The organism is Paenibacillus sp. VT-400, from assembly GCF_001029205.1.
In the GTDB taxonomy this organism is placed as follows: domain Bacteria; phylum Bacillota; class Bacilli; order Paenibacillales; family Paenibacillaceae; genus Paenibacillus; species Paenibacillus amylolyticus.
Genome location: NZ_LELF01000047.1, coordinates 827,613 through 842,652 on the forward strand (window position 1 = coordinate 827,613; position 15,040 = coordinate 842,652).

General features: G+C 45.8%; 10 protein-coding genes and 1 rRNA gene. 10 read left to right on the forward strand and 1 reads right to left on the reverse strand.

Translation table 11 applies throughout. The features are described 5' to 3' along the window. Window positions 1–57: 57 nt before the first annotated feature. The 7 genes from gntK (at window position 58) to gyrB (ending at window position 8,908) form a co-directional block, all read left to right on the forward strand. The gene (gene gntK, locus EL84_RS05925) at window positions 58–1,605 is read left to right on the forward strand and encodes a gluconokinase (protein WP_047841031.1); all 1,548 of its coding nucleotides are present in this window, start codon (window positions 58–60) and stop codon (window positions 1,603–1,605) included. Window positions 1,606–2,477: 872 nt separating this feature from the next. After that, entirely contained in the window at window positions 2,478–3,824 is a 1,347-nt protein-coding gene (dnaA, locus tag EL84_RS05930; RefSeq protein WP_036611990.1) for a chromosomal replication initiator protein DnaA, read from the forward strand. Between the two features lie 220 nt (window positions 3,825–4,044). Next, complete coding sequence (gene dnaN / locus EL84_RS05935) at window positions 4,045–5,187, forward strand: DNA polymerase III subunit beta (protein WP_017691408.1); 1,143 nt, start codon at window positions 4,045–4,047, stop codon at window positions 5,185–5,187. Between the two features lie 16 nt (window positions 5,188–5,203). Continuing rightward, window positions 5,204–5,419 carry a S4 domain-containing protein YaaA gene (gene yaaA / locus EL84_RS05940; protein WP_036611994.1) on the forward strand — a complete coding sequence of 72 codons (216 nt, stop codon included), beginning with the start codon at window positions 5,204–5,206 and terminating at the stop codon, window positions 5,417–5,419. 57 nt (window positions 5,420–5,476) lie between these two features. Continuing rightward, window positions 5,477–6,589, forward strand: coding sequence for a DNA replication/repair protein RecF (recF, locus tag EL84_RS05945; protein ID WP_017691406.1), 1,113 nt, complete (start codon window positions 5,477–5,479; stop codon window positions 6,587–6,589). Between the two features lie 14 nt (window positions 6,590–6,603). Further along, window positions 6,604–6,852, forward strand: a complete 249-nt coding sequence (gene remB, locus EL84_RS05950) for an extracellular matrix regulator RemB (RefSeq protein ID WP_017691405.1) — start codon at window positions 6,604–6,606, stop codon at window positions 6,850–6,852. 145 nt (window positions 6,853–6,997) lie between these two features. Then, window positions 6,998–8,908: a DNA topoisomerase (ATP-hydrolyzing) subunit B gene (gyrB, locus tag EL84_RS05955; RefSeq protein ID WP_047841032.1), complete on the forward strand. Its 1,911-nt coding sequence runs from the start codon at window positions 6,998–7,000 to the stop codon at window positions 8,906–8,908. A gap of 93 nt (window positions 8,909–9,001) precedes the next feature. Here the strand turns inward: gyrB and EL84_RS05960 are convergent, their stop codons facing one another. After that, complete coding sequence (locus EL84_RS05960; protein ID WP_047841033.1) at window positions 9,002–9,949, reverse strand: YheC/YheD family protein; 948 nt, start codon at window positions 9,947–9,949, stop codon at window positions 9,002–9,004. A gap of 429 nt (window positions 9,950–10,378) precedes the next feature. On the opposite strand from EL84_RS05960, the gene gyrA reads away from it, so the two are divergent. From gyrA to EL84_RS05980, 3 genes are all read left to right on the forward strand, one after another. Beyond that, entirely contained in the window at window positions 10,379–12,943 is a 2,565-nt protein-coding gene (gene gyrA / locus EL84_RS05965) for a DNA gyrase subunit A (RefSeq protein ID WP_036612002.1), read from the forward strand. Between the two features lie 222 nt (window positions 12,944–13,165). Next, the gene (locus EL84_RS05970; RefSeq protein WP_047841034.1) at window positions 13,166–14,284 is read left to right on the forward strand and encodes an HD-GYP domain-containing protein; all 1,119 of its coding nucleotides are present in this window, start codon (window positions 13,166–13,168) and stop codon (window positions 14,282–14,284) included. 466 nt (window positions 14,285–14,750) lie between these two features. Beyond that, window positions 14,751–15,040, forward strand: a 16S ribosomal RNA gene (locus EL84_RS05980); the annotation flags it as partial.

Here is a 15,040-nt window from a genome sequence, read left to right on the forward strand (position 1 = left end):
CTATAGTAGAAAGAAATTAAAATCTCATCGCTTTCTGGAGAAAGAAGGATTAAATACATGAACAACTATATGATTGGGATCGATATTGGTACCACCAGTACCAAATCCGTATTATTTACCGAGCAAGGCTCTGTCGTCAGTACCTCAACGCAGGAATACCCTTTGTATACCCCGGCACCCGATGTTGCCGAGCAGGACCCTGAAGAGATTGTGCAAGCAGCCCTCCGCTCTGTGCGAGGAGTTATGGATCAGAGTGGTGTTGCTGCCGAGCAGATCCTGTTTGTATCCTGTAGCTCGGCTATGCATAGTGTCATTGCCATGGGACAGGATAATAAACCCTTAACCCATTGCATCACCTGGGCGGATAATCGAAGTGCAGCTTGGTCTGCCAAGCTGCAAGAGAATGGATTGGGCCATCGCATTTATCTGCGCACAGGTACACCGATCCATCCCATGTCACCGCTGACCAAATTAATGTGGCTGCGCCACGATGAACCTGAACTTTTTGAGAGTACCGCCAAATTTATTTCGATTAAAGAATATCTGTTCTTCCGTCTATTCGGACAATATGTCGTCGACCATTCCATCGCTTCCTGCACAGGTTTGCTCAATCTGGAACAACTGGACTGGGACGCAGAGGCCCTTGAGGTTGCAGGAATTACACCCGACCATCTCTCGAAGCTTGTACCTACAACACATATATTAGAAGGAATGAATCACGAATCGGCTGAAAAAATGGCTCTCTCCCCCTCCACGCCCTTTGTTATTGGCGCAAGTGATGGGGTTTTATCCAATCTCGGCGTAAACGCCATTGAACCTGGTGTTGTCGCAGCAACCATCGGAACCAGCGGGGCCATTCGCACTGTCGTGGACCGTCCGGTTACCGATCCCAAAGGTCGAACCTTCTGTTATGCCCTCACAGAGAATCTTTGGGTCATTGGTGGACCTGTGAATAACGGTGGCATGCTGTTTCGTTGGGTGCGGGATGAATTCGCCGCGTCTGAAGTGGAGACAGCGAAACGACTTGGCATCAATTCCTATGATGTACTGACCAAAATTGCCGAACGTGTCCGGCCGGGATCGGAAGGGCTTCTGTTCCATCCGTACCTTTCGGGCGAACGTGCCCCTTTATGGAATCCGGATGCCCGTGGCTCCTTTTTTGGCTTAACACTCCATCACCAGAAAGAGCATATGATTCGTGCTGTCCTGGAAGGGGTTATTTTCAACCTATATACGGTACTGCTCGCCATGGAAGAACAGATTGGGCAACCAACCTCCATTCAAGCCACCGGTGGGTTTGCACGCTCTCCTCTCTGGCGCCAGATGATGTCTGATATCTTCAATCAGGAAGTGGTTGTGCCCGAGAGCTTCGAAAGTTCCTGTCTGGGTGCCGTCGTGCTTGGTTTGTACGCTACAGGGCGGATCCAATCGCTTCATGCCGTTTCTTCCATGGTCGGTACAACGCATCGACATACCCCTGTCAAAGAGAATGCTGTACTCTACCAAGAGCTGCTGCCCATCTTTATTCGGATCTCTCGCAAACTGGAAGAGGAATACGCAGATATCGCTGAATTCCAGCGTAAGATGTCCCTTCCCCGTCTCTAAATCATCAATCCATACTTCGTCCCTGCACCAAAAAAAGAGGGTGTCCTCTAAAACCAAAAATCGGTTTTAGAGGACACCCTCTTTTGCTATACACGCATAATCTATCCTTTGATTTCATATTATACATTCATACACTTCAACCTCCATATTCGAGCAACAGCTTACCTCTTAATCCTGATAATTCTCATTACATATGTCTCAAAATGAAGTCATCTATGTCCATTATTCTTATACATTGCCATCACAGAATTACCATCTGCTCAGGAAATACACCACTGATCTTGTTCAATTAAAAGCATGAGTTTACTCCCCCTCTCCGTCTCCCATCCAGATACTGAATTCGTCGCTTTCACCATCGCCCCATTGGCAAGAAAAACACGAGGGTGAGAGGTCACTCTTTTTCCGATCTCAATCATGCTTTGTTTTCACTTCACGGTTATCCACAGACAGGTTATTCACAAACGAAGAATACTTTTACACACAATTTGGCATCATTTGACGGATAACCTGTGTATAAAACATTTTTGGTTTTTGGGTCATTCTGTCGAAAATTAAACAGTTTATAAACAATATATTGTGTTGTGACTAAAAATTATACACAAGTTATTGAATTTGTGGATAAAATCACGCGATACGTTGAAATGCGGGGTTTCTTTTGCTATGATTGTATTACTTTTGGATGTGAATATGTGATCTGACCCATAATATTATCAACAGCCTGTGGATAAAGTTGTGAACAATTTTCCGTTGTTCATACTTTTTTTGTTTTCGACCTGCGGGGGTTTGGGGATAAATTCAACAATATATCTCGTATTTCGACACTGCATCATGGCTTAAGCCACACTTGGAACATGTAAAAGGAGTGACAGTCTGTGGACAGCCATACTTCTGATTTATGGCAGCAAATTTTATCAATCATACAAAACAAACTCAGCAAACCCAGCTTTGACACCTGGTTCAAAGCAACCAAAGCCACCAAGCTGAATGACCGTTCAATCGTCATTTCCGCACCAACCACGTTTGCCGTCGAATGGCTGGAGAGCCGTTACACCAAATTGGTTGGCTCGACGGTATACGAGTTGCTTGGCAAGCAAGTCGATGTGAAATTTGTCATCGAAGAGAACAAGCCTGCTGAACCGGACCCTCAACTGCCGGCGCCAACGCCTACAGTTGTACAGGAAGAAGCCGTACTCAGCATGCTGAATCCGAAATATACGTTCGATACATTTGTCATCGGGCCGGGCAACCGTTTTGCCCATGCCGCATCGCTGGCGGTCGCTGAAGCGCCCGCCAAAGCTTACAATCCTCTCTTTCTGTATGGAGGAGTAGGTCTCGGTAAAACTCACTTGATGCATGCGATCGGACATTATGTTCTGGAGCATGATCCGGGCAGCAAAGTCGTTTATTTGTCGTCTGAGAAATTCACGAACGAATTCATTAACTCGATCCGTGACAACCGCGGGGAGAGCTTCCGTAACAAATACCGGAGCGTCGACATTTTGCTCATTGATGATATTCAGTTCTTGGCGGGAAAAGAATCAACACAAGAGGAATTTTTCCATACGTTTAATGCGCTGCATGAGGAACGGAAGCAGATTATCATCTCCAGCGACAGACCACCGAAGGAAATTCCGACATTGGAAGAACGGCTTCGTTCTCGCTTTGAATGGGGGTTAATCACGGATATCCAGCCTCCAGATTTGGAGACGAGGATTGCAATTTTGCGTAAAAAGGCACGTGCGGAAAACTTGGATATTCCGAATGAAGCGATGATGTACATTGCCAACCAGATTGACACCAACATCCGTGAACTGGAAGGCGCCCTGATTCGGGTCGTTGCTTATTCTTCACTGACTAATCAAGATGTAACCACTCATCTGGCAGCTGAAGCACTGAAGGATATTATTCCGTCCAGTCGTCCCAAAATGATCACTATTCATGACATCCAACAAAAGGTCGGCGAGTATTATAGCCTTAAGCTTGAAGATTTCAAAGCACGGAAACGGACCAAGGCAGTTGCTTTTCCAAGACAAATTGCCATGTATCTCTCTCGTGAACTGACAGACTTTTCTCTGCCCAAAATTGGGGAAGCATTCGGAGGACGAGATCACACCACTGTCATACATGCTCACGAAAAGATCTCCCAAGCGATTAAAAACGATCAGGATCTCTATAAAGTTATCAACAACTTAACCGAAAAAATTAAGAATCCAACCTGAACAAGTCCCAAGCCTATGCACAACGTATACACATGTGGATAGGCTTGGGTGTACGGGTTTATACCCACTTATCCACATATTCAGTGCCCCTATTACTATTATTACTAAAAAGATCTTAAAGATATCATCTCCAAAATAGCCATTTCGAAGCTTAGCCTTCGGCCTTTGAAAAACACCTTTTAACACCCCAACACCCAAAAAATCAGCTAGGAGTGAAACCATGAAAATCAGCATAATGAAAAACTACTTAAACGATTCCATACAGCAAGTATCCAAAGCGATCTCAAGCCGTACAACGATTCCGATTCTGAGCGGTATCAAATTCGACGTGAATCATCAAGGTGTAACGTTGACAGCAAGTGACACCGATATATCCATTCAATCCTTCATCCCGCTTGAAGATGGGGATAAAAGCGTAGTTCAGGTAGATCAACCCGGCAGTGTAGTTTTGCCAGCCAAGTTTTTCGTGGAGATCATCAAGAAGCTGCCATCACAGGAAGTACACATGGAAGTCAAAGAGAACTTCAACACCTTTATCTCCGCAGGTGCTACCGAGATTCAACTGGTAGGTCTTGATCCGGAAGAATTCCCGGTATTGCCAAGCATCGAAGAAAACCAAACGGTCTCCATTCCAGGAGATTTGTTGAAAAATATGATCAAACAAACGGTCTTCTCCATTTCCACACATGAGACTACTCCAATCCTGACAGGTGTACTCTGGAGTTTGGGTGACAACGAATTGAAATTTGTGGCAACAGACCGTCACCGTCTTGCTACTCGATCAGCAATGCTGGATAATGCAGAAGGTATCCGCTTTAACAACGTGGTCATTTCCGGTAAAACGCTGAACGAGCTCAGCAAAATTGTTCCGGATCAAAATACCCTTGTGGATATCGTTGTTGCAGATAATCAGGTCCTGTTCAAAATCGACCGTGTATTGTTCTACTCCCGTATTTTGGACGGAACATATCCGGATACTTCTAGAATTATTCCAACGTCATACAAAACAGAACTTGTTTTAGATACAAAAAAATTAAGTGAATCCATTGACCGGGCTTATTTGCTGTCGCGTGAAGAGAAAACAAACATCGTGCGTATGCAAACGATGGATTCGGGATCCGTTGAAATTTCTTCAAGCTCTTCCGAGCTAGGTAAAGTAAGAGAAGAAATCGAACCTGCCGAGTTTACAGGAGATCCGTTAAAAATCTCGTTCAACTCCAAATACATGCTGGATGTGCTGAAAGTTGTTGAAAGTGAGCAGCTGATGATTGCTTTTACAGGAGTCATGAGTCCAATTATCTTGAAACCGCTGGATGACAGTCACAGCCTTTACGTGATATTGCCATATCGGACGACCAACTAACGAAAGGAAGATCATAGTGAACCAAGTTACGATTCGTACGGAATATATTAAGCTTGATCAATTTTTGAAACTGGCTGATTGCATCCCAACTGGAGGTATGGCCAAAGCTTTGCTTCAGGAAGGTCTTGTACGTGTGAATAAAGAGCCTGAGGAACGCCGCGGACGTAAGTTATACCCTGGGGATATCGTTGAAGTGGACGGAGAAGGCACATTCGAAGTTGCTGCAGAATAAGAAGACCAGTTCGATCCTGCTGCCTCCTGACGGACGGGATAAAAGGGAGGTTAACGCGTGTTTGTGAACAGCATTGATCTGCAGAATTTCCGCAATTATGAACATCTGAGACTGGATTCTTTTGGTCCCGTAAACTTGTTGATCGGGCAAAATGCCCAAGGCAAGACCAATCTTGCAGAGGCGATTTTTGTACTTGCACTCACCAAGAGCCACCGTACATCTCGTGACAAGGAGCTGATTCGTTTCGGTGAGGAACGTGCCAGACTTGCAGCAGAGGTCGACAAAAAGTACGGATCGGTCAAGCTTGAACTATCTTTGTCGCAACAAGGCAAAAAAGCAAAGATTAACGGCCTGGAGCAGCGCAAGTTAAGTGATTTTGTCGGAGCGCTCAATGTTGTGATGTTTGCGCCGGAGGATCTGGAGATTGTAAAAGGCACACCGGGGGTCCGCCGCCGGTTTCTTGACATGGAGATTGGACAGGTTGCACCAGGTTACCTGTATCACCTGCAGCAATACCAAAAAGTGCTCGTCCAACGAAACAATTTGCTTAAGCAGTTATGGGGAAAAGGGGCATCGGCCCAGACCATGCTTGAGGTGTGGAACGAACAACTGGTCGAGCATGGTGTTAAAATCGTCAAAAAAAGGAAACAATTCATAAAGAAACTACAAAAGTGGGCAGAAACGATTCATCAGGGGATCACCGGAGGCGGAGAAGTCTTGCGGCTGGCCTACCTTCCTTCCTTCAGCGAAGCCGCTGAGGAAGATGAAGCTGTCTTAATGGACCAATTTATGATAAAATTATCACAAATGAAAGAGCAGGAGATTCGCCGAGGCACAACCCTTAGTGGGCCGCATCGGGATGACCTGTCCTTTTTCATTAACGATCGGGAAGTACAAACATATGGCTCGCAGGGGCAGCAGCGCACAACGGCGTTGTCTCTTAAACTTGCGGAAATTGAACTGATTCATGAAGAAATCGGAGAATATCCAGTTCTGTTGCTGGATGATGTTCTGTCCGAGCTGGACCCTTTTCGCCAGACGCAGCTGATCGAAACGTTCCAGAGCAAGGTGCAAACCTTTATTACGGCTACGGGGATCGAGAGCCTGAACGTTGACAAGCTCAAAGATGCCAGTATTTATCACGTTCATGCCGGACAGGTTGAACGCTAAGGAGTGAGGGGCTTATGTACATTCATCTGGGCGGTGAGAAGATCATCCGTTCTTCCGAATTGGTCGCTATTTTTGATATATCGATTGAAAAATCCTCAAAGATCTCCAAGCAGTATGTCACGCATGCCGAGCAGGAAAAAACAGTGGAACACATCGGGGAAGAGGAAGCCAAGTCCATTGTGGTGACCAAAAACATTGTGTACTACTCGCCTATTTCCTCAGCCACGCTGAAAAAGCGGGCTCACATTTTTCCGGATCTCTAGCGTTGTGTGGCATAAAAGATGTCTCTTTTGCTGCTTGTCTTTAAATTTGAATAGCTGCTGAAATGAAGGACGTTGCCTATTTCAGCAAACAATTATTAGTTAACGCATATTTACGATATTGAATCTATAGAAGTAGGTGAAAGGCATGTCTATGAATCAACCGTCATATGATGCGAATGAAATTCAGGTCCTTGAAGGATTGGAAGCCGTACGGAAGCGTCCGGGCATGTATATCGGTTCCACCAGTTCCAAGGGCCTGCATCATCTGGTCTGGGAAGTAGTGGACAACAGTATTGACGAAGCGCTTGCAGGTTACTGCGACCACATTGAGGTCAGTATCCATGAAGACAATAGCGTGACTGTAGTCGATAACGGACGGGGTATTCCTGTCGGCGAACATACCAAAATGAAACGTCCTGCACTTGAGGTAGTTATGACTGTCCTCCATGCAGGGGGAAAATTTGGCGGCGGCGGATATAAAGTATCCGGTGGTTTGCATGGTGTTGGTGTGTCCGTTGTGAATGCACTCTCTGAAAAAGTGGTTGTAACGGTTAAACGTGAGGGACATATCTATCAACAGGAATATCGACGTGGAGCTCCACAGTACGACCTGAAAGTGATCGGTACAACCGACGAAACAGGAACAACGGTTAGATTCCATCCGGACCCTGAAATTTTCACGGAAACAAGAGTTTATGAATATGACATCTTGCTGGCCCGTATTCGTGAGCTGGCGTTCCTGAACAAGGGTATTGGTCTTACATTGACGGATGAGCGTACAGGTGCAACCAACTCATTTCTGTATGAAGGCGGCATTATCGAATACGTCTCCTTCCTCAACCAGAAGCGCGAAGTACTGCATGAAAATCCAATATACGTTGAAGGTTCCAGAGATAACATCCAGGTGGAAGTTGCCCTGCAATACAATGACAACTACACCGAGAATATCTATTCCTTCGCGAACAATATCAACACGCATGAGGGCGGAACGCATGAATCAGGTTTCAAGAGTGCCCTTACGCGGATTATTAATGACTACGCCCGTAAGGCGGGGGTAATCAAGGACAGTACGGGGAACCTTTCCGGGGATGACGTGCGTGAAGGCTTGACAGCTATTATTTCGGTCAAGATTCCGGAACCGCAATTTGAAGGACAGACAAAGACCAAGCTGGGCAACAGCGAAGTGCGTGGGATTGTCGAATCCTTGTTTGCCGAGAAACTTCAGGAGTTCCTGGAAGAGAATCCTTCCGTATCCCGTCGCATTTTGGAAAAAGGTCTGCAAGCAGCACGTGCGCGTGAAGCTGCCCGTAAAGCCCGTGAACTGACACGTCGTAAAGGTGCACTCGAAGTAAGCTCACTTCCAGGTAAACTGGCAGACTGTTCATCCAAGGATGCTTCAATCAGCGAATTGTACATCGTCGAAGGTGACTCTGCAGGCGGATCAGCAAAGCAAGGTCGGGATCGTCATTTCCAAGCGATTCTGCCGCTGCGTGGTAAGATTTTGAACGTGGAAAAAGCTCGTCTCGACCGGATCTTGGGTAACGCGGAGATTAGAGCAATTATTACGGCAATGGGTACGGGTATTGGTGATGACTTCGATATTGCCAAAGCACGCTATCACAAAATCATTTTGATGACCGATGCCGACGTTGATGGTGCTCATATCCGAACACTATTGCTAACATTCCTGTATCGGTACATGCGTAAAATCATTGAGGCAGGTTATGTATATATTGCACAACCGCCATTGTTCAAGATTGAGCGTAACAAAGTGATTCGTTATGCCGGTTCCGAGAGAGAGCGCGATGAAATTATTGCAACGCTCGGCGAAAATGCGAAATTCAACGTTCAGCGTTACAAAGGTCTTGGTGAGATGAATGCCGGACAATTGTGGGAAACAACGATGGATCCGGAGAGCCGGACCATGATGCAAGTATCGATTAATGATGCCATACTTGCTGATACCATGTTTGACACCCTGATGGGGGATAACGTTGAACCGCGTCGTGACTTTATCCAGGAAAATGCAAAATACGTGAAAAACCTCGACATTTAACATATTCGAAGAGGCGCCTGAGAGGGCGCCTTTTTTATATTAGGGAAGGTATGGAACAGGGAAGACGTATACTTAGATCTCCATATCCCTTTGTTATCTGCGTACACGTTTTTTGGCAGATGAAGCCTGTGCTTTAGGGGATGGACGGGAGCTCTTACCCTTTTTGGAGGGCAAACGACCGTACGCAATCGCATAACGTTTGATCTTCCGGTAAGCCCCCTTGTCCGGTAATAAGCCAAAAGCGTAAATGCCTGGCAGTGTGTTGACTTCAAGAATCCAGGGACGCCCTGCTTCGTCTAGCGCAATATCAATACCAATCTCTTTGAGTCTTGGAAATGATGTTTGCAATTGCACAGCGGTATGAATTCCTAAGCGGTACAGCTCGGTGCGAAGTTTTTTGAAGCCATCCTGGTGAAGATGGGGGAGTACAAGTTCTTCAAACGTGGCCAATCGCCCACCACCATGAATGTTGGTGATGATTTTGCCCGGCGCAGCAACACGTCCCAGAACACCTGTTGTTTCCCAGTTGTGTTGCAGATTTTTCTGAGTTAACACACGCAAGTCAAAAGGCAAATCTTCATGCTTCATCAGCGATATTCCCTGTTGAATGATATAATCACGTTCCTGAATGCGATCATTCAGTGCTCGTTCGAGTTCGTCCAGGGAATGAAATGATCTCTCCTCTGTACCGTATTGGAGATGATATGTTGTTGTGAGATAGGTAGCTCTGGAGATAACAGCACTTGTTTCGGGTTCATCAGCGAGGTTTCGATCATTGGTTTCTTCCGAAACCTCTGCATCTGTGGTGGAATCTTCGGAATTAACAACAGGTTCGTATAAACGGGTTGTTCTCACCCGCATAACGCCATTACCGTAAGTGCCACGGTCCGGTTTGATATAGTTGGACTCAAATAATTCAGTCATTCGTTCCAGAGTTTGACGGCTATATTTTCGGGTCACTGGGATATATTCATTCACAATGCGACTGCGTTGTAACACGGCTGTTTTGGCCCATTTGCTGGAGACGCGTTGGATACCCAAGATTCATCAGTCCTTTCATGTTTTGTTCAGTTCTAAAGAGGGACCAGACACGGAGAAATCAAAGGACAAGAGACGATTTCAGTGGTATAATAGAGAAATATGGCGTTTTGTGCGATGAGCTGCACAATTTGCAGTTTGATCGTAGGACGGGAATGGCTTTAGCCTCGGTAGGCACAGTACATATGCCGTTTTTCTAGCATTGTATGTGCAATTGGGGAGGAAGGCAGGGCGTATCCCCAGACACGCAGAAGTTCCCGGAAGAAAGGCTATTGCCCAGCGGACGTTTAATTGTGTAACTTTTGTGAAAGTAATATAATAAAGAGTAGCGTTCTTGCGCGGTTTTAGCCTTGTTAGGCTTTTCACATATAATCAACTTTTTTTTGCATGACGGAATGGAACGTTTGTTGAAGGACAAGAAGGAGGTCCAGCATGGCGGAAGAAATGAACTCTCAGATTACAGATCGGGATATAGGCGTCGAGATGCGTGAATCGTTTATGGATTATGCGATGAGCATTATCGTTAGCCGTGCCTTACCTGACGTGCGTGATGGATTGAAGCCGGTTCACCGGCGTATTCTGTACGCGATGTCAGAGCTCGGCATGACACCCGATAAACCACATAAAAAATCAGCCAGAATCGTCGGCGAAGTTATCGGTAAGTATCACCCACACGGTGACTCTGCTGTTTACGAGACGATGGTACGGATGGCACAGGATTTCTCCCTGCGTTATATGCATGTAGATGGACATGGTAACTTTGGATCGGTCGATGGTGATATGGCAGCAGCCATGCGTTATACCGAAGCACGTTTGTCCAAGATTGCTATGGAAATGCTCAGAGATATCAACAAGGATACGATTGATTTCCAACCAAACTATGACGGTGAAGAACATGAGCCAATCGTTCTGCCTGCTCGTTTTCCTAACTTGCTTGTCAATGGGGTCGGCGGGATCGCGGTAGGTATGGCTACCAATATTCCTCCTCATAACCTGGGTGAGGTCATTGATGGTGTACAGGCCATGATTCAAAATCCGGACATTACATCCATGGAACTCATGGATTACATTCAAGGACCAGACTTCCCTACGTCCGGCTACATTTTGGGCCGTTCAGGCATTCGCCAGGCGTATCAGACCGGACGTGGTTCAGTAACGATGCGGGCTAAAACCAACATCGAAGAGAATAACAACAAGGCACGAATTATCGTTACAGAGCTGCCTTATCAGGTAAACAAGGCGAGACTCGTTGAGAAAATCGCCGAGTTGGTACGTGATAAAAAGATTGATGGTATTACTGACCTTCGTGATGAGTCTGACCGTAATGGTATGCGGGTTGTAATTGAGCTTCGCAGAGACGTGAATCCGGGGGTTGTCCTGAACAACCTGTACAAACATACATCGATGCAATCCACTTTCGGGATTAACATGCTTGCGATTGTTAATAAAGAACCTAAAATTCTGAACTTGCGTGAAGTGTTGTATCACTATCTGCAGCATCAGATTGAGGTTATTCGCAGACGTACGCAGTTTGAACTGAAAAAGGCTGAAGCTCGTGCACACATTCTGGAAGGTTTACGTATTGCGCTGGATCATATCGACGAGATTATTACGTTGATTCGTTCATCCAGTAATGCGGATGCAGCAAGAGAAGGTTTGATTGAGCGCTTCTCACTCAGTCATGATCAGGCTCAAGCTATTCTCGATATGCGTTTGCAACGACTCACAGGTCTGGAACGCGAACGTATTGAAAATGAATATAACGAACTGATGGTCAAAATCAGAGAGTATCGCGAAATTCTGGCCAATGAGCATCTGGTGCTTGAGATTATCAGTACGGAGCTGCAAGAGATCCGCGACCGCTTCAGCGATGATCGTCGTACGGAGATCACTGTAGGTGAAGAGAGCATTCTGGATGAGGACCTGATTCCACGTGAAGAGGTTATCATTACGATTACTCATACAGGCTACGTGAAACGTCTGCCGGTATCCACATACCGCAGCCAGAAACGTGGTGGACGTGGGGTCGTGGGTATGGATACAAAAGATACCGACTTTGTCGAGCATCTGTTTGTGACCAACTCCCACAATTACCTCATGTTCTTCACTGACAAAGGTAAAGTGTACCGTCTCAAAGCTTACGAGATTCCAGAGCTTGGACGTACCGCACGGGGAACGCCGATTATCAACCTGATCCAGATCGAGCAGGGCGAATCGGTCAATGCCGTAATTCCGGTCCAGGAATTCGAAAGTGACAGATACTTGTTCTTTGCTACCCGCCAAGGGGTTGTGAAGAAGACGCCACTTGAGGATTACACCAATATTCGCAAAGGCGGCTTGATCGGTATTTCCTTACGTGATGATGACGTTCTGATCGATGTTAAGCTGACCGATGGATTGCAAGAGATCATCATGGGTACAGCTCACGGAATGTCTATTCGATTCTCGGAAGGTAACGTACGTTCCATGGGACGTAGCGCAACCGGGGTCAAAGGGATTACATTGGATGAACAGGATGCTGTTATCGGCATGGATGTAGTTGATAAAGAGCTTGATGTTCTGATCGTTACAGCCAAAGGTTACGGTAAACGTACACCTGTCAGTGATTATCGGATGCAGACTCGTGGCGGTAAAGGGATCAAGACTATTAATGTCACAGAGAAGAACGGCTCAGTAGTCAGCCTCAAAATGGTTAAAACCGAAGAGGATCTGATGATTATCACGTCCAGCGGTACGTTGATCCGGATGAGCATGGAAGGCATATCCACTATGGGTCGATACACGCAGGGTGTGAAGCTGATTCATATTCGTGACGAGGATTCAGTAGCTACAGTCAGCCGAATTGACAAAAATGAAGAGGAACCAGACGATGAGTCGCTTGAAGGCTTGGAAGGCGAGGAGTCCCAAGCTCCGGAAGTAAGCTTGGAAGAAGGCACCGTTTCTGACGCTGAGGTTAATGAAGTTGAGGGCGACGACGATTCCGGTTCGGAAGCATAAAATAGAATTTTATAAAGACTGATCTCTTTGAGATTGGAAGAAGATTGCGAGGGCTCCCACCGGGAGCCCTTTTGTTTGTATAAAGGAATCTCTTCTTTTATTCTTCCGAATCTGGGATGTACAGCCTGATTCCTGAGTAATATAATGGGAAATATCATGAAAAACCGGGACTATGGTCTTGTTTGTATTAACATAGAAGAACGATGAGTGAGGGGAATACACATGGGATTAATCACCCTGTCAGAAGTCAAACCAGGACTCAAACTTGGGAGTGATGTGCAAACACTTCGCGGCAACGTTCTGCTTCAGAAGGGAAAAGTCATTTTACCCAAGGATATGGAAGTGCTCAGAGCCTTTATGATTCAACAGGTAGATATTGAACAAGAAAGAACGGTGTCGAGTAGTACAGGAACCAAAGGTGCATCTGTGTCCGCAGGAAGTTCTGCGAATGACAACAATGGTGAACGGGCAGGGAAGACAGGGAACGTCACCACAGCTCCTGTAGTAACGTCTTTGCAGGATGAGTATGAGAAGATGGTCGGACTAACGAAAAATGCTTTCCTGTCCTCTTTGGCGGCTGAATTACCGGTCTATGAGTTACGTACACAGTTGGAGGCTGTGTTTGCACATCTTAAACAATATAATGTGCTTACCTTCAGTCCACGAGTAATGCAAGAACATGATTATGTATATCACCATGCCGTACTGAGTGCGATCACATCCTATCAACTGGCTCAATGGATCGATCTCCCCTCCAAGGATTGGATGCAAGTGGCTTTTGCAGGCTTGTTCCATGATATTGGTAACAACAAGGTAGATCCGCAGATACTCCATAAACCATCCACGTTGACGGCTACAGAGCAAGAAGAAATTCGTCAGCATACGAAATATGGTTATCAGATCCTTAAACAGGCAAAGGCCATTAATGAGGGAGCCAGACTTGCAGCGTTGCAGCATCATGAAAAAGTGGATGGATCAGGCTACCCGTTGCAGCTTAGTGGGACGCAGATACATATTTATGCCAAGATTGTAGCTATCGCTGATATTTTTCACGCCATGACGCTGGAGAAGATCTACCGCAAGGCACAATCACCATACCTAGTCCTAGAACAGATCCAAAGTGAGGCATTTGGGAAATTGGACCCTGCAATCGTAAGTGTGTTTGTTCAACGGTCGACCCAGATCCATAATGGCATCCGAGTGAAACTCAGCAATAACCAGATTGGAGAGATCGTATTCTCTGATCGAGATCATCCTACACGGCCTATGGTGTCAGTAGAAGGAACCATCATTAACCTGATGCAGCAACGGCAACTTCATATCCAAGAGGTTATCGGATAACAATAGATATTAAAGTAACTTGATGAGAGGGCCTTTCTTTTATAGAGAGGCTTTTTACGTGAGATAAATGTGGAAGTGTAGAAAAAACAGAAGGATTGTAGAGTTATATATAATTACTCAAAAAAAGACTTGCATTCAAAATCTCTACATGGTATATTCGAATTCCGGCCAAGAAAACACGGTTTACACGGTGCGGCAAGCAAATGAAATAAGCTTCGAAAGAAACTTAAAAAAAGAGCTTGCAAAGTTGGTTCGGATGTGATAAGATATAAAAGTTGCTGAAGAGAACGACATTCGGTAACAAAATAAGTTTGATCTTTGAAAACTGAACAACGAGTGAGTAAACATTCTGCTTGCAGAATGAACGCGAAAGTTTGAAACAAGCCTTGGCTTGAATCGGCTGGAGCACAAATGAGATTTTTAATCTCGTCAGATTCAAAATGAGCTCATCGCTCTTTTCAATACTTTATTGGAGAGTTTGATCCTGGCTCAGGACGAACGCTGGCGGCATGCCTAATACATGCAAGTCGAGCGGAGTTGATAGGAAGCTTGCTTCCTTGATACTTAGCGGCGGACGGGTGAGTAACACGTAGGCAACCTGCCCTCAAGTTTGGGACAACTACCGGAAACGGTAGCTAATACCGAATAGTTGTTTTCTTCGCCTGAAGGAAACTGGAAAGACGGAGCAATCTGTCACTTGGGGATGGGCCTGCGGCGCATTAGCTAGTTGGTGGGGTAACGGCTCACCAAGGCGAC

Bases quoted from the DNA above. Each gene is read 5' to 3' on its own strand.
- gyrA (WP_036612002.1), top strand. From the start codon at position 10,379: ATGGCGGAAGAAATGAACTCTCAGATTACAGATCGGGATATAGGCGTC.
- EL84_RS05970 (WP_047841034.1), top strand. From the start codon at position 13,166: ATGGGATTAATCACCCTGTCAGAAGTCAAACCAGGACTCAAACTTGGG.
- remB (WP_017691405.1), top strand. From the start codon at position 6,604: ATGTACATTCATCTGGGCGGTGAGAAGATCATCCGTTCTTCCGAATTG.
- dnaN (WP_017691408.1), top strand. From the start codon at position 4,045: ATGAAAATCAGCATAATGAAAAACTACTTAAACGATTCCATACAGCAA.
- gntK (WP_047841031.1), top strand. From the start codon at position 58: ATGAACAACTATATGATTGGGATCGATATTGGTACCACCAGTACCAAA.
- gyrB (WP_047841032.1), top strand. From the start codon at position 6,998: ATGTCTATGAATCAACCGTCATATGATGCGAATGAAATTCAGGTCCTT.